Raw genomic sequence first — 19,819 nt, 5'->3', positions numbered from 1 at the left:
TTAGATTTCTATTTCAAAAGCAACTACGGGGCATTCTAATCCAAAGTCAAGTAAAACTTCTGGATAAACTTCCCCAAACATTCCTATTTTTTTTCCATTTTTCCAAATTCCTGCGCTTCTTCCTGTTATAAATATTTTATCCTCTGATGGTTTAATTTCATATTTTCCATCCATAATTTTAATTAATGCTTGAATAACTGATTTTATTTCAGTAAAACCTATTTTTGAATTTGTCATTGCACCAGCTAATACATTTTTTAATTCAGGATTGGCTACAACTCCAATTTCGTATATGCTCTGGGGCATTTTTTCTTTTTTGCTTTCTGCAAAAACTTCAAGAAGATTGGGTAAGATACTTGGTCTTATTATAGTAAAATCTCTTGTTAATGGATTTTCAATTTTTATAATTTTTGGATAATCCAATTTTGTTTTTTGAATTTTTTCTTCATTACTTAAAGTCCATGTGAATACTTCATTAAATCCTAAACCTGTTAAAACAGAATTTGCTTCATGTTCTGGTTTTTTGTTTCCAATACTAAAAAAATTAGGTAGTTCTGGAATGAAAGAATTATAATCCATTGAAATAGCGATATCTTCAATTAAATCAATTTCTCCTAAAATATCTGTTCTATAAGGTGGAATGTATACGGAATTTCCTTTTACCTTGAATCCCATTTTTTCTAGTCCGTCTTTTATCTCTTTTTTTGTTATTTTTTTACCTAATATTTTTTCTGCTTGTTTTTGCGGATTTTTCATTTTTTTCATTTCTAAATTAGGATATATTTTATTTCCTATTTTAATTTCATATAATTTTCCTTTTCTATCAATTAAATTACATACAATAATATTCAAAACATCAGTTACTGCTTCTATTTGTGTTCCGGTCACATCAATTAAAACGTTTTTTGTATTTGTAGTCAATTTAGTCAGTTCAGAATTTATTATTGGAGGAAAACTCAGTACTTTTTCCTTTGAATCTGTGATTACTACACATTTATTTGAGACCAACTGTGCATAAGAAATACCTTTTTCATGATGTTTTAATATTTCTTCAGCATTCATTTCTTTATTTTTTTCTAATGGAATAAATTTAGGAGATTTTTTTATATCATACGCAGAATATTTTAAAGGAAAAGAGATATTATCTAAATCATGAATTCCTACTGCAACTTTCTTTCTTTTTCTCCCAATAGTATTATGCAGTTTTTCTTGTAATTGCATAAGATCAATTAATACATTTTCATCAATTTTTATTCCTTTAATAACTGCCATTGCAATATATGGTCTTACTTCTTTAACATTTTCATCAATAGAAAGTCTATATTCTTCATTTAATTTTTCCGCGTTGTACTCTTTATTTTTCTTATAAAAATAACTATTTAATAATCTGCCAATACCTTCGACACTTAATAAATCTGGTCTGTCTGGAGTTATTTCCAATATTAATTTATCTTCGTTTTCTTTATCAATTTCAGTAGGTACTCCTAATAAAGGTAATTTTTCAATTGCTTGTTTTTTTGTTATATTAACAAATTTTTTTAATTCTTCAAAGGATATTGTTATTACTGCCATTTTTACACCTTTTTATTCAAAATTATCTGAACCTCTTCAGGTTCTACATTTAATCTATATTTTTTCATTATTTCTCCAATTTCTTTTTCTTTTTTAACTATTTTTTCTAGATCTTTTCCAGTTATTTTTTCTAATTTATATTTTTTTATTATTGTTTTTATATCTTTTATTTCACACATATATTTTAATATTTCTCCAATTGCACTTTTAGCAAATTGATTATTTTTATATTCTTGAAATAATTGTGTTATTTCTTTATCTGTAATATTTTCAGTATTAAAGTTTTGTCTTTTGAGTTCAGTTATAGTTTGTTCTAATGTATTTGCAATTAATTTAGGATCAAATCCTTGTTCAACTAAGTTCATAAATAATTTTAAGTTTTTTGATTTTATCATTTTTTTAGCTAAATCTTTATTTAATAATTTTTCTAATGTTTTTTCTGTATCCTCCAATCCTTTTCCCTTTTTCTCTTTAATTATTTTTAGTCTTTCTTCTTTAATTATTTGAGGAGGAATATCTGTTTCTGGATACATTCTTGCTTTTCCTGCAATTGGGCGCATAAAATAAGTTTTATCTTGTTCTGCTCTTCTTGTTTCTAATGGTACTTGGTCCATTTTTGCTCTTTCTAAAACCTTTTCTAATGCAATCGTTGCAATCTTTTCAGGTCCTGCGACTAATACAAAAGCATCTTCTTTTTTTATATCTAAGGTTATTTTTATTTGAAAAATTTCTTCATCATTTATTTTATACTTTTCTAATTTTTCATCTGAGTGAATTATTCCTTTTACACCTGCCATTTTTGCGTATTGAGATAATTCAGTACCATATCTTATTCCTGAAAGCAATTCTGTTCCTAAAATATCCTTATGTTTCTCTAATTTTATAGCAAGTATTCTTTCTCCTTTTTTAATAGCAGTTTTTAACATATTTGATTCTGTTTCTTCAAATATTTCAGTAACGTCTGCGATTGGTGAATCCAATTTTTTAACATCTATTTTTTTATTTATCTCTTTAAGTAATGTTGCTAAATTTTTTTGTCTTTCAACTTCATTGATAATTAATTTTGGAATCAAATTTAATTCTTGGGCTCCTTTTATTTCAACTCTATTCCCTTCTGGGATGGAGATATTGATATCTTGTCTTATAGTACCTAATCCTCGTTGAACTTTTCCAGTTATTCTAAGAATCATACCTATTTTTTCTGCAACTTCTTTTGCATGTTCTTCATCAATTATATCTGGAGCAGTTGCAATTTCAATTAAAGGAATTCCTAATCTATCCAATCTAAATACAGATTCATCATCTTTTTTTTCAACTATTCCTGCACTTTCTTCTTCTAAACAAATTGTTTCTATATTTACTTTACCTTTTGAAGTTTCAACAAAACCACCTAAAGATATAATGGCTGTTCTTTGAAATCCAGAAGTATTTGATCCATCTATAACTTGTTTTCTCATAAAATGTATTTCATCTAATATGTTTGAATTTAAGGCTAACGCAACTTCTAGTACAATATCTAATGCTTCTTTATTTAATTTTAAAGGAGGGCATTCATCTATTTCTAATTCACAACATGAGTTTGGATAAAATTCATATACATTAAATTTATTTTTTTCTTTTTCAAATTGTGCAGTTTTATCTATTTCAGAAATTTCACTTTTAACTATATGTAATTTTCTTTTATATTTTTTATTAATTTCTTTTCCTTCTATTGAAGGGCAATTGCAGAATAGTTTATGTGTATTTAATCTTTGATGAATTTCAATTCCACATTTTAATTTTGGTTTGTTTTTCTCGTTTGTCATAGAACAACACTCCTAGTAGATATTTCTCCTGCCATACTTGTTTCCATTTCTTCTTTGATTTTATTTAATTTCTTTTCATGTCCTAAAACCCAACATAATTTTACAAATGCAGTTTCTGGTGTCCAGTCACATAAATCTCCAATAACCCCAGCTTCTTTAAGTTGTCTGCCGTATGTATATGTATTAAGATTTAATCTACCATATATTGTTTGCGGGCTCATTACAATTGGAATATTTGATTTTATTAAATTTTGAATTTCTTTTATTATTGGTTTTGAATTTTTATCATTAAATGCATTTGTTGATGTATGTCCTAATCCAGTCCCCATTAAAACAAGACCATCATAATCAGATAGTTTTTCAATAAATTTAGGTTTTATACCTGGGTGTATGTATATCAATCCTACATTTTCATTTAGTTTTAAATCTATTTTGGGTTTTCTATTTTTATCCTTTTTTGGGTATTCATTTATTGCATCTAATTTATGTTCATAATAATCAATTCTTATTAATGGAAGTTGATTTATTGATTTAAACGCATCTCTCCTAGAAGTGTGCATTTTTCTAACTCTTGTTCCATTATGGACATAACATAAATTATCATTTAAATTAGAATGCATACATACTCCTATTCCTGAAAAATCTGATTTTGCAGCCATTAGTGAAGATAATAAATTTAATTTTGCGTCACTTGAGCCCCTATCAGAACTTCTTTGTGCTCCGGTTAAAATTATAGGTATTGGTAAATTTTGAAACATAAATGATAATGCAGCACTTGTATAATGCATAGTATCTGTTCCATGTGAAATAACTATTCCTTCTGTTTTTTCTTTTAACTCTTTTTCAATTTCTTTTCCTATTATCTCCCAATGTTTTTGATTTAGATCGCCGGATAGTAAAGAAAAAACATTTCTAGTATTAATACTTGTAATCTCTTTAATTTCTGGAAAATTATTTATTAATTCTTTTTGAGAAATAGCAGGATAAACTGCACCTGTTTTATATTCAACTTTTGAAGAAATAGTTCCTCCACAACCCAATAGAGTTATCTCTCCTTTTTCTTCTTTTTTATCCTTTATTTCTTTTTGTTTTTCTGATTTTTTTAATAATTTTATATGGTCTTTTTCATTTATTTTTATTCCAATATTATACCCATTATTTAATTTTAATACAATACATTCTTGATTTCCTAATTCAGGTCTAGGCATTAGTAGACCTTCAAATTTATTAGAAGGTTGTATGATTTCAATTGAATCTCCAATTTCAATTTTTTGTTTATCTAATATTTTTTGTATGTCTTTAGAATACATAGTTTTAATTAGGAGGAAAAGGATTAAAAAATCACGTATTTATTGATGTGATTTTTTGAGAAGCAAAATTAGTGAATTTTGCTAAGATTAAAAAATCACGTATTTATTGATGTGATTTTTTGAGAAGCAAAATTAGTGAATTTTGCTAAGATTAAAAAATCACGTATTTATTGATGTGATTTTTTGAGATGATTTAAAAAGAGGTTTCGAATCTAATTCTTCCTTCAAATACAGTTTCTTCCATATCTTTTCCTTTTATTTCTAATTCATTTAAACTTAAACCTACCCTTGAATTTTTTCCAAAAGTATACCAACCTGTTACATCTGCTTCAAATGTTCTAAAATTCTTTCCATCACTATTTCTTGACCAATTAATTAAACCTTCTAATGCAATTCTTTCTGTTATTGTTAGTTTTCCCCCCATACCGAGATATTCTAAATCTCTAATTTTTCCATAATCAAATAAAACTGAATTTCTATCATCACCTATTGCTGTTTCTATATGCCATAAGTTTGGTTCTATTCTTAAATAATCTAAATTTAATTTTTTATTAGAATCTTTTGATAAATTTAAACTTAAACCTGCCCCATATCCCCTTTCTGCTTCTTGTTTGTTTATATTGGTTCCATATAAAGATAAAGTTAATTTTGGTCTTTGGTATTTTAAACCTACTAAATTAGATATTTCTTCAGGATTCATATTATTTACATTTTTATTATCTACAAATGTTCCAAGCATTAATGAAAAATCCCCTGCTTTTGTATTTACTCCAGTTATCCCACTTAGAAATAGTCTTTTATTTATCGTTTCATTTTCAGGATCTTCGTAATCTGTGGATTTAAAAGTTATCATAATGTTTGTTTGATTTTTTTTATCTATGAATTGAATGCCTAATTGTTGGGGTGCGTTTCCATAGACATCAATATCAAATGAACGTAAAGCACTTACTAAACTTTTGAAATCATTTGCTAATTCTTGTTCATATTGCATTTTTGTTGGAATATAATTATCACTATTATTTTGTTTTAATGTTTTTAAATTTTGAACGTAATTTGAATATTTAATTTCTAAAGTTTCTAAATAATTTAAAAACGCTTCTGCTTTATTTGTTCTTAAAAGATTTGTGTTTTTTGATATTTCCTCAGATATTTTTCCAAATATTCTAAATTCTAATTTTTCATTTGAAAATGAATGGATTGTTCCGTACTCTCTTTTTCCTTCTTCTTCTAAAGCAAAAGTTTTTGATATATATTTAGTATTTTTAATATTTAATTTTAAACTTCCAGATACTTTCCAATTTAAATTATTCATTTCTTCATAATATTCATAGAGTATTCCAGAATTTAAAAATTTAGTTGAAACACCAGCTCCACCACCAGATACTCCTTGATTTTCTCTAGTTTGGAAGTAAGATAATGCACGTAGTTTATCTTTAAGTAAATATTCAGAAGATATTTCAGTTATATCTGGTTCAATATCTTTTTTGAATGTTAATTTATTATCAGAATTTAAAACAAGGCTTGAATAAGATTCAAATTCTTCATCTGATATTTTTGATGCTCCAACACTAAACACATGAACGTCCTTTCTTTCTATTGAACTAGAGATATTATATTCTCCTTCTTTTGTTGAAATTACTAATCCTGCACTTTTTGTATTTTCTGTTATTGGGATTTCACCACTTATAAAAAATCCTAATGCAAATTCTGTATTTGTTGATTCTTGAATTTCTTTTGTTCCTATACTTTCAGTTCCTAAATGAATTCCTATATTACTAAAATAATTCATTGATTCCTGATAAATATGATATTTTTCTTTAAATTCATTAGTTTCCATATATTTTTCTAATTTTTCTACATCTACTTTTATTTTTATCCAATTTGTTTTTTCAGCTCCGTATCTTATGTAAGTATTTAGATATCTTAGTCTTGAATCAGTATTATTTTCAGTATCTATTGAATTATCTAATATTCCTTGAATTGAAAAATTACCTTGCCCCACATTTGCTATTAAATCTAAATTACTTCTAATATCATATTGAGATATTTCTAAAATTCCATCTTCTCCTTTTGATAATAAATCCTCATTTAAATCAAACAAAAATTTAGTAAAATCTAAAGCACCCATATGTGCATTATTTGCGTTTAATGAAAAATCTGTTTCTTCTATTGTTTCTGTTGCTCCTATATTATCCCAATTTGTGGTTCTTTTATTTTTATCAATTGAACTTCTTAATGTTTCCCCTTTTGGTCCAGAAAGATAAACATTTCCACCAGTTTCATAGTCATTCCAGGTTCCATATCTTTCGTCTAACTTACCTTCTACAACTACTCTGTCAAAACTCATTTTTTCTTTTGTAGACATTATTTCATAATATTTAGCATAAAGACCAGAAATTATTCTATCTGAACTATTTCTAAATTGTAGTCTAGATTCTAAGAAACTTGGATTTGATATATATGTTCTAACATTTCCTTTTTGATATAATATACCTTGTCTATTGTTAAATATTGCATCTTGAGAAATATCTAATCCTACACTAAACATTGAAAATTGATTAAATTGATTATATACATCCCCAACATATTCAGTATTTATTGTTTCTCTTTGATTTTTGATATTTATTTCATTTCCAGTTTCTAAATACATTCCTTCAAGATTAGTTGCTAGAGTTCCACTTATTTTTTTTATATCTGCTGAAAGGTATTTTTTGATATTTTCAATTCTTTTATCATTACTACTAAATATATAAATATCTTGAATATGCTGGTCAATTATATTTAATATATTTATTTGCTCTGAGTGATTGCTTATTTGTGAAAATATAGAATCAATTAATTTATGATTTTCAAATAATAGTATTGAATAATAAGGGGGAAATCTTATTGAATATGCGATTAAACTTAGATATTCTTCCTCTTTTAAATTTTGTAAAACTTCACTTTCTTCATATGCTTTACTCAAAGCGATCATACTGAATGCATCAAATTCTCTTCTTGATAAAATAGAAGTTTCAGTTTCATCAAAAATAAATTGTCTTTGACTTATAGCAGTTATAGCAAGATCTGGATTTGTAGATACAAGATTAATCCATTTATTATAATACTCTTTTTCTTTATCATTTTCTATTATTAATAATGCATTTTTGAATTTATCTAAGGTGTTTTCTCCTTTTAATTTTATATCCAATACACTTTCTAATAATTCTCCATTTTGGCCATAATATTTAGATAAAATATAATCAAGGTAATTTTTGTCTATTTTTTCTAATTCATCTATTTTTGCAATTATCTCTTCAATTGTTTTTTCTGGATTTTCAATATTTGCATAATAAGTTCCATAATTTCTTAATTGATTTATTGAGTCGTTAAGCATATTTAATGCATTTTCTCTGTTTTCTACAGTTCCATTTAAATATTCAGTATAAATTCCATAGAAAATTAAATCAAACCAATTAGAACTATGCGGACTATAAGTATCTTCATTTAAAACAAGATCTAAAGCGTCTGAAAAAGTTAGGGTATCATCCACATCTATTTTTTCTTTTGTTTTTTCAAAAATTTCAAATAGATTAGAAATAAATGTTTGTTCTGTAGTCCCATAATTTGTATATTCAGTATTATCAATAATTGACCGCAAATTAGTTTTTAAATATTCTGGTAAATTTTCAATTGTTTTTGTTGCAGTAATGGTTGCTACTTCATTTTCATTCAAAAATATGTTTGTGAAATCATTAACAATTTCATTTGTTTCTTGTATTGTTTTTTTATAATTAGAAAGAAAAGTAGTTCTTGTACTTTCGTCTAATATCTGTAAACCATTTTTTTCAATTAAATTTATTAAAGGTCTTAATTCTAGATCATTTTTTATTAGTTCTTTAATTTTATTTTCTATGGCGGTTTTATAATCTGAAAGTCTATTCCCTTTTTCTCCTGTATATCCATTTTCTCTATAGTCGTCTGTCAATCCATCAAATTCTGAAAGATGGGTTTGTAATGTTTGAATATCTTCTACTGGAGTATTTACTATTTTTCTCATTATTTCAATAGCTTCCTCTGCTTTTGTTTCGATAACATTTATCTTTTTTTCTGATTTTTCTATTTCTTTTTCAGGTATTTTATTTAAATTTGTATTTGGTTGGGCGATTAAATCATTATCTTCACAAAAAGTTTTTAATATATTTATTCTTTTTTCTGCTTCTTTTATATCCTCTTTTTTAAAAATTTGTTCTTTTTCATTTTCAAAGTTATTAAATGAAATTTGTAAATCATTTTTAGAACTATAAGTTCCTACAAGTGCATGTTTTAATTCGTCTTTTGTAACGTAATATGTTTTACTTCCTTGATTATTACTTTTTATAGATTCGATTATTGCATAAATAAGTATTTTTAAAGATTCATTTTCTGATTTTGTTTTTATTAATTCCTTATATTCTTCAATTATTATTTCTTTTAAATCTTTTAAAAAATAAATCGAAGTTAATGTATTTAATTCCTGAGGTATATTTTTTAATTCTGGTGTCATAGCATTACCTAAATTATTTGTAACATTCTGTGTTTTTAAGGGTTTTCCTTCATCTTTTTGTTCTATTTGTGAAGCATAAAGTGTTGAAACTAATGGAGTACTGAAATTTAATACACTTGTAAAAGTTATATATTTAGCTATTTTTCTAACTGTTTTATGTTTAAACATAAGATTGCCCTCTATTAGTTATTTTTTATTAAAAGGTGTGTTTTATTTAGTTCTGTTTAAAAAAGTTTGTTTTAAAAATAGAGTTTATAAATCTGAACGTGTGGAATACCTTCAATATATAAAATTTGTTTATCATTTATTTTATTTATTTTTTTTGCGATTTCAATACATTTTTTACCAACTAAATTTAAATGCTCTGCTTCTTTAATTGCCTTTGTAATTTCTTTATCTCCAACTAATTTTCCTTTATAAAAATTAGAATATTTTTTAATATTTAAAATTATTTCTCCTTCTTTTAAGGTTTTATTGATTAATTCTTTATCGCAAATAGCTGTTATACTACCTTTAGGTGTTTTTATTATATTTAAATACATAAAAACATTTTTTCAATTAAGCTTAAATACTTATTCTTCATAGGATATATTATGCCAAGAAAAAGGGCAAAAGCAAAAGTAGAAAATAAGTCTACAAAAAGAAGAGTAAAAGTCAGCAAAAAATTGAATAAACCCATAATAAAACGAAGTCTAAGTTTAGAAAGTGCCGAAGTTGTAAAAATGCAAAAAGAATTTTTAAGAATTGAAGACGAAGTAGTAAGACATATAGCTTCAAGAGCACCAAAAATTCCATTGGCAAAACCACAGATGGTATCTAATACGTATTTTATATCTAATGAAGAATGCTTAGGCAATATGAGAAGTTCATTAAAAAGATTAAAACGGGAATAAATAAATTTACTCTTCAATTACCTTTTCCTTAAAATATTCTTTATAAAATTATTTTTAATATTTAATACAAGGAAAATTTTTCTTACCTTCTGGACAATAGCCTAAGTGTTCACACTTTGGTGCCATTAATTTTGCAATTTTCGGATTTATTTTTTTTGTTTTCTCTTTCATTTCAATCATAATTTCTCTAAAACTAGGTTTTGCTGTTGCACATAATCTTTCTCCCGAAAGATGCATTAAATTCCAGGCATCTAATATGATTTCTGCTTTTACAATCATACCGTGTGGTAAAATTCCTATTGCGTCTTTTTTAGGGATACCTGCTTCTAATAATTTAAAATAACCTTCTAAAAGTAAAATATAGATTGATAAAATTATTTTTTTATCATTTTCATTAAAAGTTGGGGGGATATAAAAATGATTTTCAATATCATTTATTTTATTTATTCTATCTGCTGCTTGGGCAAAAGGTTCATATCTTTGTTTTATTGTTTTATGTCTTATTAATTCATGCATAGTACTAATATCTATTTTAATTCCAAAACTTATTTCATCAAATTTGCTTGCTTCAGTATTTTTATCTTCAAAATAATGATTTTTTGATAATAAATTTTTTCTTATAATAACTTTATCTTTTTTTTCAAAAACGAATTCTTCAAAATCAAGATTTTTTTCCAATAAAAATCCAGTTGAAGAGGGATAAAATTGTGTTGGGTGATAATTCATTTCTTGTTCTCTAAAAAATAGAGCATACTCTTTAATAACAAGATTTTTTATTTCGTTTGCTATTTTTTTATTTGAGTTTGGGGCACTATCTAAATTCCATTCAGTAAAAAGTTGCCATAACCCTCTTGCGCTTGAAGTTAGACTAGTGTTTGTAAGTAAATATAAAGGGGTAATAAAAATTATATCCTCTAGTGAATAGTCTTTAGTACATAAATATTTATATTGTTCCATGGCCTCTAATACTCTTTCATAAAATATCATTTTGGCATTTTTATTTTTTAATATTGAAATGGGGATTTCTACTTGGGTATGTTGAACAAATCTTGTGGAAACCTGCATAAGTGAATGTCCAATTGAGTAAGCTGCTAAACTTAGTGTAGAAAGCCGTGGTATATTTTTAAGATCTAATTCAAAGATTATTTGGTCTCCTACTGCATTATGTCCTTTACCTAGAGAATTATCTATTATTTTCCACATTTTGTTTTTAACTATTTCATCTCCTTTTTCTTTTCTTAATTTTACTAATTTTATATACTCTTCTTGTGCTCCTTTAGAAGAATGGCAATTCATAATTTTCGCTATTGCTTTCATTTGGTTTTCAACTGAATCTACTTTTCCGATATATGAAACTCTATTTTTTGTTCTAGAAACAGGTATAATTATTTCTCCATCTTCTTGCATTATTTTTTTCATTTAATCCCCAAAATATTATTAATAGAAAATATTTTTAATAGAATAAGTAAAATGGGCCCAGCCGGGATTGAACCGACGATCTCCCGCGTGTAAGGCGGACGTCATAACCGCTAGACCATGGGCCCGTGTATATCTTTTTAAAGGCACACATATTAAAATATTTCTAATAAAAGCCCTATCGTCTAGTAGCCTTTCTTTTCTTTAAAGAAAAGAAACCCTAGGAAAAGAAAAGAACTAGGTATGGCAGGATAATGGTCAAGGATGACAGGCTCTGGACCTGTAGACTCCGGACGACCTTTTCTTTCTTTAAAAAGAAAGAAAAGCTACGTTACCAAAAGAAAAGAAACTTTTGATATCTTGTTGGGAGAATTCAAATCCGGATAGGGCTATTTTATTAATTTTTTTAAACATTAAGTAAGTGATTAAATGGATATACAAGAAGTTATAAAAGAATATTTTATTGATTATATTTGGTTGCACAAAGGATATAATTTAATTAATACCTTAACATTTGCTTTAATAGCTCTTTTTTTTATTTGGTTAATATACCATGCGTTTAATAAATATAAAATAAAAATTGATAAAAGCTTGATTTTTTCATTAATACCCTTTGTTTTTTTTGGTTCAACATTGCGGGTAATTACAGATTCAATTGATACGGGGGTTATGCAGCAATATGTTTTAGTAAATAATAATATTTTTACTGATATTTACAAATTTATTTTAGATTCTCAATTCTTAAATTATGGATATTTAACAGTTACTCCCGGTATTTATTTAGTAATTGCAAGTATCTTTTTTATCTTTTTAGTAATTTGTCATATTTTTAAAAGAATGGATTTTCTTAAATATATTGGGATAATTCTATTTTTACCATTTTTTATTATTTTATTGCCTTTGATCAGATACCCTATTTATCCAGTATTAATTTTAAGTTTAGTAATTGCAACACTATTTGTTTTTTATTTAATTTTTAATAAATTAAAATTAGATAAAATTATGCTTTTAATGGTTGGAGCACATGCATTAGATGGGGCAGCAACATTCATTTCTATTGATGTATTTAATAAATTAGAATTTGTATGCACTAAATTTGGTAGATGTTATAGTGAACAGCATGTTGTACCAAATATTTTAGGTTCAGATTCTTTCTTTTTCTTTTTTTTAATCAAAGTATTAATTATTTTTATTGCATCATATATTTTATCAAAAGAAAAAATTGAATTGAAAGAGAAATATTATCTTATATTAATATTATTAGTTATGGGATTAGCCCCAGGAGTAAGGAATACATTAAGAGTACTGATAGGTGCGTAGGTGTTTTTATGTTATATTTGATTGGATTAGGTTTATGTGATGAAAAAGATTTGTCTTTGCGTGGTTTAGAGATATTAGAGAAATCAGACAAAATATTTTTAGATCATTATACACACATAATTTCAGAGGAAACAATAGAAAATTTAAAGAAAATCATAAACAAAAAAATAATTAAATTAGAAAGAGCAGAATTAGAAAATGAAAAAATAATTTTGGATTATGCTTTAAAAGAAAATATTTCTTTAATAGTTGGGGGAGACCCATTAATAGCAACAACACATATTTCATTAATTTTAAGTTGTATTAAAGCAAATATAAAATATGAAATAATACATTCAAGTTCGATTTATTCGGCTGCAATAGGTGAATCTGGATTGCAAACATATAAATTTGGAAAATCAGCTACTTTAACTTTTTGGGAAGAAAATTATAAACCAACAAGTACTTATGATATTATTTTTGATAATAAACAAAAAGGACTGCATACTCTTGTTTTTATTGATCTTCATGGACAAAATGCAATGGATATAAAAACAGCTTGTAATATTTTTATGCAAATGGAAGAAAAAATAAAGCAAGGATTAATTGATGATGATTTTGAATTATTAATCTTATCTAGAATAGGTTACGAAGATAAAAAAATATTATTTGGAAAATTAAATGAGATAAAAAATAAAAGTGTAGAAATTAAATCTCCATTTATAATTATTATACCTGGAAAATTACACTTTTTAGAAGAAGAATGGTTAAATAATATTGGACAAAAAGTCCAATAACTGTAAACTTCAAATGAATTTTACATAATTTTAAAATCTAATTGAGTTCCATTTTTATCATAAACAGCAATGTCCCTATCTTCATATGGTGTGCAAATGATTATGTGAATTTTTCCTTTTCTTTGAAAAAAAATAAGATCTTGTTTTGAAGGTTTGTTGTTTCTAGAAGGATGAGAATGTACTGAGCCAATAGAATCTGAGACTATTGGGATCATTATATCACGTAAAAAAGCAAATCCTTTTCCAACTTGTGAATTTGGTATAATTAGAATTTCTGATATCACTCCATTTTTTTCTCTTAATAATCCAATAAATTCATTTGGGTATGTATGCTTAGCAGCTCCTTTGAGAAAATCAACCATAGTTTTTGATAAGAGTATCATATAATATTTAAAGAGAGAATTATTAAATTTATATAGTATTGTGATTATTTTATCAATTTTTTTATTCTCGTTAACTACGTCATTTGTTGAACCCAAGTTCGATACTTTTTTAAAGGGTTTTATTGTTAAATTATAAAGTGAATATTTTATGGAAGATAAATTAAAAAATGAAATAGCAGGAGAGATAGTATTATCACGTAGTCCTGGAAAAACAATGAAAAAATGGAGAGAGATTTTTAAGATCACTCAGGCAGAGTTGGCCTCACATTTATCTATAGTGCCTTCTACGATAAGTGATTATGAAAGTAATAGAAGAGCTTCTCCAGGAACTACTGTAATCAAAAGATTTGTTGATGCAATTATTGATATTGATACCTCTAAAGGAGGAAAGGTTATTGGTTTATTAACTCAGTCAATGGAAAAAGAAGGGGAATATTTTTCAATTCATGAATTTGCAACAAGTATAAGTGCATTGGATTTTGTAAAAATGATAAAAGGAAAAGTTGTAGCAAACGAAGAATTAATTGAATCAAAGAAAATTTATGGGTATACAATGATAAAAAGTTTGAAAGTAATAATGGATTTACCTTCTAGTCAATTTACAAGATTATATGGTGCAATGGGAGAAAGAGCATTTATTTTTTCAGATGTTTCAACAGGAAGAAGCCCAATGGTGGCGATACGAGTAGCTTCATTAAAACCAAGTATTGTTGTTTTTCAAAAATTAAAAGATGTAGATCCGATAGCAATTAAAATAGCAGAAAAAGAACAAATACCAATTGTAATTACTGAAATAAGTTTAGCAAAAATTAAAGAAGAATTAGATAAAATCTAAATAGGTGGTTAATATGGAAAATAATATTAAAAATTTAATTTATGAATGTCCAAATGGATTGAAATCTTGTAGTTATGAGACCTTAAATTTATTGGCAAAAGAATTAAGAACTAAAATAATAGAAACTGTTTCGAATACAGGAGGACATTTAGCTTCTAATTTAGGTTCAGTAGAATTAACAATTGCATTACATAGAGTTTTTAATTCACCAAAAGACAAGATAATTTGGGATGTTGGTCACCAAGCATATTCTCATAAATTATTAACTGGGAGATGGGATAATTTTCATACTTTAAGACAAAAAAATGGTATTTGCGGTTATCCTAATAGAGATGAAAGTAAATATGATGCTTTTAATGTTGGACATTCTTCAACTTCAATTTCTGCAGCTTTAGGTATGGCGTTAGCTAGAGATTTAAATGGCGAAGATTTTAATGTAATTGGAATAATTGGGGATGGAGCAATAACTGCGGGTATGTCATTTGAAGCCATGAATATGTTAGGTTATACAAAAACTCCTGCAATAATTGTATTAAATGAAAATGGAATTTCTATTTCTCCTAATGTGGGTGCTTTTGGAGCATATACAAATAGATTAACAAATAAAATAGTATATTCTCCAGTTTTTAATGAAGTTAGAAAGGATATTCATTATTTATTAGATAATATTAAAGATGAAAAAATGCTTGAAATTACAAGAAATCTTAGATCAAAAGCATTGACAATTTTAAGTGATGAAATATTTTTTGAAACATTAGGATTTGCATATTTTGGACCTGTTGATGGACACAATATTAAAGAAATTGAAAAAGCATTAGAAGAAGCAAAAAAAGTTAAAGGGCCCGTAATTGTTCATGTTAAAACAATAAAAGGAAAAGATTACAAACCAGCAGAAGTAAATCCAACAAAATATCATGGGGCGTCTCCATTTAATATTGAAACTGGAGAATTTATAAAAAATAATTCGGCCCCTCCAACATATCAAAAAGTATTTGGAGAAGCATTGGTTGAATTATGTACAGAAAATAATAAAATAATTGGAATAACAGCAGCAATGGCTCCAGGAACAAGTTTGGATTTATTACAAAAAGCATATCCACATAGATTTTTTGATGTTGGTATTGCAGAGCAAAATGCAGTTACAATGGCAGCAGGTATGGCTTGTGAAGGAATTATCCCTGTTGTAGCTATATATTCAACATTTTTACAAAGAGCATATGATCAAGTTATACATGATGTTTGTATGCAAAATTTACATGTAGTTTTTGCAATGGATAGGGGGGGATTAGTAGGAGATGACGGTCCAACACATCATGGAACTTTTGATTTATCTTTTTTGAGATTAATACCAAATTTAGTTTTGATGGCTCCTAAAGATGAAAATGAATTAAGAAATATGTTAAAAACAGCTGTAGAATATAAGGGACCAATTGCTTTAAGATACCCAAGAGGTTCTGGAGTTGGTGTTGAATTAGAATCAATGAAAACAATAGAAATTGGAAAAGGCGAAATCGTAAAAGATACTAAAAATCCAGATGCAGTTTTAATTGCAGTTGGAAGAATGGTTGATAATTCATTAAAAGCAGCTGAGATACTAGAAAAAGAAGGAAAGAAAATAAAAGTAATCAATGCTCGTTTTATTAAACCCTTAGATAAAGATTTAATTTTGAGTGCAATAGAAGAATGCAATAAGGTATTTACAGTTGAAGAAAATAACTTACCTGGTGGTTTTGGTTCTGCAGTTTTAGAATTATTAGAGGATAATATAATATTAGAAAAAGGAAAAACAATAACAAGAATTGGTATACCTGATGAATTTATTGAATGGGGAACAATACCTGAATTAATGGACATAACAGGTTTATCCCCTGAAAAAATTGCAGAAAGAGTAAAACAAAAATTATAAACTAATTAGGTTATTCAAAAGGTTTATAAGTTGTTAAAGCATAATTTATAACATCAATTAGTGGGAGGATGAGTATATGCAAATAATAGAAGAACAAGCACCTGCAAAATTAAATTTAGGTTTAAATTTTGATCCAAATGTTGAAAAATTAGCAGATGGAAGAAAATTACATAAAGTATCTTCACCAGCAGTAACTTTAAAATTACATAATAAATTTGTATTTACTGAACCTAAAACAGATAAAATCGAAGTCGTAATAAATACACAAGATCCATGGATTTTAGCTAATATGAGTAAATTAACAGGACCAGAAGGAAATTGCTGGAAAACTGTAGTATTTTTACAAAAGCAAATAGGAAAAAATTTACCTATCAGAATGGAAATTGAATATAACTTACCTTTATCTGGTGGATTAGGTGGAAGTGCAGCAGATATGGCTGCGATATTAAGGGGATTAAACAGATTTTATAATTTAAAGTATACATTAAATGATTTAGCAAAATTAGGGCATAGTTTAGGCAGTGATGTTCCATTTTGTGTATATAATTATCCTTATGCACATATGGGAGGTACAGGAGAGATTATTAAAGAAATAAAATCTAATGCACTACAAGGTTATCAAATAGTATTAGTTTTACCTACAATTGATATACCTTTATCAAAAACTAAATCTGCATTTGAAGCTTATGATAAAAATGCATATATACTTCCGCATGACTCTATTAATGAAGGTTTTTCTAATTTTGAATTAATGCTTGAAGCAGGAATTTTTAATATAGATTTATTATGTAACTGTTTCTTATTAACTGATATTCCATGGAGAAATGAAGTTTTAGAAATCATGAATGCATTAAGAGAGTCTAATAATCCTTTTGATTATATTGGAATGGCAGGTGCAGGACCAACAGTTTTTGGTATAATTGATCCAATGGAATTTTGTATGGGTGATTTACCAGAAAATATAAAATTTAAAAATAAAAAAATACCTTTAAAATATATTAAAACATCAGTTTTAAATCAATAAATTAGGTGATTAAATGAAAATATCAGTAGCAGAAAAAAGCGGGTTTTGCTTTGGAGTTACAAGAGCAGCAAAACTTTTAGAAGAGCAATTAAATAGAAAAACAAATCCCGTATTTACTTTTGGTCCTTTAATTCATAATGACCAATTTAATGCAAGAATGAAAGGACAAGGAGCAAAAATAGTGAATTCAGTTGATGAAGTAGAAGATGGATCTATTATAATTTCAAGAGCACATGGATTAGAAAAATCTATAATTAAGGAATTAAATAATAAAGACATTGAATTAATTGATGGTGTATGCCCTTTTGTAAAATTAGTTCATAAAAAAGCTCTCGAATTAGAAAATCAAGGATATCAGGTAATCATAATTGGTGAAAGAAAACATGCAGAAGTAAAAGCAGCTGCGTCATATATTAAAAATCCAATAATAATTGAAAAAGTGAAAGAAGTAAATGAATTAGATATCAAAGGAAAAATTGGCGTTGTAGTTCAAACAACTCAATCTCAAAAAAATGTGGATGAAGTTGTTTCTGCTTTAGAAAATAAATTTGGAAAAGAAAATGTTAAATTAGAAAACACCAGATGTTTAGCCACTGAAGAAAGACAAAATGCAGCAATGGATTTAGCGAAAAAAGTAGATATGATGATTATTATTGGTGGGAGAGAAAGCGCAAATACAAATAGGCTATATGAGCTTTGTTCAGAACTTATTTTAAGTCATCATATCGAAACAGCAGAAGAATTAAGTCAAATAGATTTTACAGGAATAAATTTAGTTGGAGTAACAGCAGGAGCATCAGCACCACAGTATATAATTGATGAAGTAATTGAAAAATTAAAAACATTTTAAAAAAGGTGAAAATATGGATATAATACATAAAAAAATATCAATTTTAGGTTCAACAGGTTCAATAGGAACACAAACATTAGGTGCAATTGCAAATTTAAATACGCAAGGACATAATTTTGAAATTGAAAGTTTAGCAGTAAAAGATAAAAGAGATTTTAAAAATTTAAAACCACAAATTGATAAATTTCATCCAAATAAAATTTGTATTTTTGAAAAAGATGATGTTAAAGAGTTTAAAAAAGAAGTTTCATTTGAAGGAGAAATTTTAACAGGAAATGAAGGTTTAATTGAATTATCAAAAGATAATCAGATAGATACTCTTGTTGTTTCTGTTGTTGGGGCAGTAGGAATTCAAGCAACATTAGAAGGATTACAAAACGATAAACAAGTATGTATTGCAACAAAAGAAGTTTTAGTTGCAGCTGGAGATATTGTAATGCCTTTAGCAAGAAGAGATAATGGAGAATTAAGATTATTACCAATAGACAGCGAACATTCAGCTATTTTACAATGTATTATTGGGGAGAATTGGAAAGAAATAAAAGAAATTATAATTACTGCATCTGGCGGATCTTTAAGGGATTGGCCAAAACGAAAAATGGAAAATGCAACTGTTGAAGAAGTATTAGCTCATCCTAATTGGGCTATGGGTTCTAAAATTACAGTTGATTCTGCTTCAATGATGAATAAAGGATTAGAAATAATAGAAGCACATCAATTATATGGAAAAAATATAATTCCAGTAATTCATAGACAAAGTATAATTCATTCAATGGTTAGATTTACAGATGGGTCTATTAAAGCACAATTAGGATTACCAGATATGACTTTACCTATTCAATATTCTTTAACTTATCCTAAAAGATATCCTAGTTTAGAACCAGAATTAGATTTTACTAAATTACAAACATGGACTTTTGAACCAATGCCTTTTGATAAATTTCCATGTCTTTCTTTAGCAATTGAAGCTGGAAAAATTGGAGGAACAATGCCTGCGATTATGAATGCAACAAATGAAATTGCAGTTTACGCATTTTTAGATAAACAAATAAATTTTGGTAAAATACCAAAAATAATTAGAAAAGTTATGGATATTCTTTCAAATTCAATAATTGAGAAACCAGAGATATCTGATATTTTTGTTGCTGATAGAGAAGCAAGAGTAGAAGCAAAAAGAATAATTAAAAAATTAAGTAATTAGGTG

At 26.5% G+C, this 19,819-nt stretch carries 15 protein-coding genes and 1 tRNA gene; 8 read left to right on the top strand and 8 right to left on the bottom strand.

Annotation, left to right across the window (positions count from 1 at the left end):
- The 5 genes from pheT to WC356_00400 all read right to left on the bottom strand — a co-directional run bounded on the left by pheT (position 1) and on the right by WC356_00400 (position 9,754).
- Positions 1 to 1,572 (bottom strand): phenylalanine--tRNA ligase subunit beta, encoded by a 1,572-nt coding sequence (gene pheT, locus WC356_00420; protein ID MFA5381602.1) that lies wholly within the window; start codon positions 1,570 to 1,572, stop codon positions 1 to 3.
- Positions 1,573 to 1,574: 2 nt separating this feature from the next.
- Positions 1,575 to 3,377, bottom strand: coding sequence for a Glu-tRNA(Gln) amidotransferase subunit GatE (gene gatE, locus WC356_00415; GenBank protein MFA5381601.1), 1,803 nt, complete (start codon positions 3,375 to 3,377; stop codon positions 1,575 to 1,577).
- On the bottom strand, positions 3,374 to 4,687 hold the full coding sequence (gene gatD, locus WC356_00410; protein ID MFA5381600.1) for a Glu-tRNA(Gln) amidotransferase subunit GatD: 1,314 nt from the start codon (positions 4,685 to 4,687) through the stop codon (positions 3,374 to 3,376). The genes gatE and gatD overlap by 4 nt, the downstream gene beginning before the upstream one ends.
- Before the next feature lie 193 nt (positions 4,688 to 4,880).
- Entirely contained in the window at positions 4,881 to 9,380 is a 4,500-nt protein-coding gene (locus WC356_00405; GenBank protein MFA5381599.1) for a hypothetical protein, read from the bottom strand.
- Positions 9,381 to 9,451: 71 nt separating this feature from the next.
- Complete coding sequence (locus WC356_00400) at positions 9,452 to 9,754, bottom strand: DUF424 family protein (protein ID MFA5381598.1); 303 nt, start codon at positions 9,752 to 9,754, stop codon at positions 9,452 to 9,454.
- 51 nt (positions 9,755 to 9,805) lie between these two features.
- Here WC356_00400 and WC356_00395 point away from each other — a divergent pair, with 51 nt between their 5' ends.
- Positions 9,806 to 10,105, top strand: coding sequence for a hypothetical protein (locus WC356_00395; GenBank protein ID MFA5381597.1), 300 nt, complete (start codon positions 9,806 to 9,808; stop codon positions 10,103 to 10,105).
- Positions 10,106 to 10,159: 54 nt separating this feature from the next.
- Here WC356_00395 and WC356_00390 read toward each other — a convergent pair whose 3' ends face one another.
- Positions 10,160 to 11,524, bottom strand: a complete 1,365-nt coding sequence (locus WC356_00390) for an FAD-dependent thymidylate synthase (protein ID MFA5381596.1) — start codon at positions 11,522 to 11,524, stop codon at positions 10,160 to 10,162.
- Positions 11,525 to 11,576: 52 nt separating this feature from the next.
- Positions 11,577 to 11,649: transfer RNA gene (locus tag WC356_00385), tRNA-Val, on the bottom strand.
- Between the two features lie 301 nt (positions 11,650 to 11,950).
- Between WC356_00385 and WC356_00380 the strand changes: the two genes are divergently transcribed.
- Together WC356_00380 and dph5 are read left to right on the top strand one after the other, a co-directional pair.
- Complete coding sequence (locus WC356_00380) at positions 11,951 to 12,841, top strand: DUF63 family protein (protein MFA5381595.1); 891 nt, start codon at positions 11,951 to 11,953, stop codon at positions 12,839 to 12,841.
- Positions 12,842 to 12,849: 8 nt separating this feature from the next.
- Positions 12,850 to 13,617, top strand: a complete 768-nt coding sequence (dph5, locus tag WC356_00375; GenBank protein MFA5381594.1) for a diphthine synthase — start codon at positions 12,850 to 12,852, stop codon at positions 13,615 to 13,617.
- 20 nt (positions 13,618 to 13,637) lie between these two features.
- Here the strand turns inward: dph5 and WC356_00370 are convergent, their stop codons facing one another.
- Positions 13,638 to 14,096 carry a Mov34/MPN/PAD-1 family protein gene (locus WC356_00370; protein MFA5381593.1) on the bottom strand — a complete coding sequence of 153 codons (459 nt, stop codon included), beginning with the start codon at positions 14,094 to 14,096 and terminating at the stop codon, positions 13,638 to 13,640.
- 52 nt (positions 14,097 to 14,148) lie between these two features.
- On the opposite strand from WC356_00370, the gene WC356_00365 reads away from it, so the two are divergent.
- The 5 genes from WC356_00365 (at position 14,149) to dxr (ending at position 19,816) form a co-directional block, all read left to right on the top strand.
- Positions 14,149 to 14,835: a helix-turn-helix domain-containing protein gene (locus WC356_00365; protein MFA5381592.1), complete on the top strand. Its 687-nt coding sequence runs from the start codon at positions 14,149 to 14,151 to the stop codon at positions 14,833 to 14,835.
- Positions 14,836 to 14,848: 13 nt separating this feature from the next.
- Positions 14,849 to 16,741 (top strand): 1-deoxy-D-xylulose-5-phosphate synthase, encoded by a 1,893-nt coding sequence (gene dxs, locus WC356_00360; protein ID MFA5381591.1) that lies wholly within the window; start codon positions 14,849 to 14,851, stop codon positions 16,739 to 16,741.
- 76 nt (positions 16,742 to 16,817) lie between these two features.
- Positions 16,818 to 17,765 carry a hypothetical protein gene (locus WC356_00355; protein MFA5381590.1) on the top strand — a complete coding sequence of 316 codons (948 nt, stop codon included), beginning with the start codon at positions 16,818 to 16,820 and terminating at the stop codon, positions 17,763 to 17,765.
- Positions 17,766 to 17,778: 13 nt separating this feature from the next.
- Positions 17,779 to 18,615 (top strand): 4-hydroxy-3-methylbut-2-enyl diphosphate reductase, encoded by an 837-nt coding sequence (gene ispH, locus WC356_00350; protein ID MFA5381589.1) that lies wholly within the window; start codon positions 17,779 to 17,781, stop codon positions 18,613 to 18,615.
- A gap of 13 nt (positions 18,616 to 18,628) precedes the next feature.
- Positions 18,629 to 19,816 (top strand): 1-deoxy-D-xylulose-5-phosphate reductoisomerase, encoded by a 1,188-nt coding sequence (dxr, locus tag WC356_00345; protein ID MFA5381588.1) that lies wholly within the window; start codon positions 18,629 to 18,631, stop codon positions 19,814 to 19,816.
- Positions 19,817 to 19,819: the final 3 nt, after the last annotated feature.

It is taken from the genome of Candidatus Micrarchaeia archaeon (genome assembly GCA_041653315.1).
Lineage (GTDB): Archaea > Micrarchaeota > Micrarchaeia > Anstonellales > JAHKLY01 > JAHKLY01.
The sequence above is the reverse complement of the archived record's forward strand: the minus strand, read 5'-3'. Positions and strand labels throughout refer to the sequence as shown.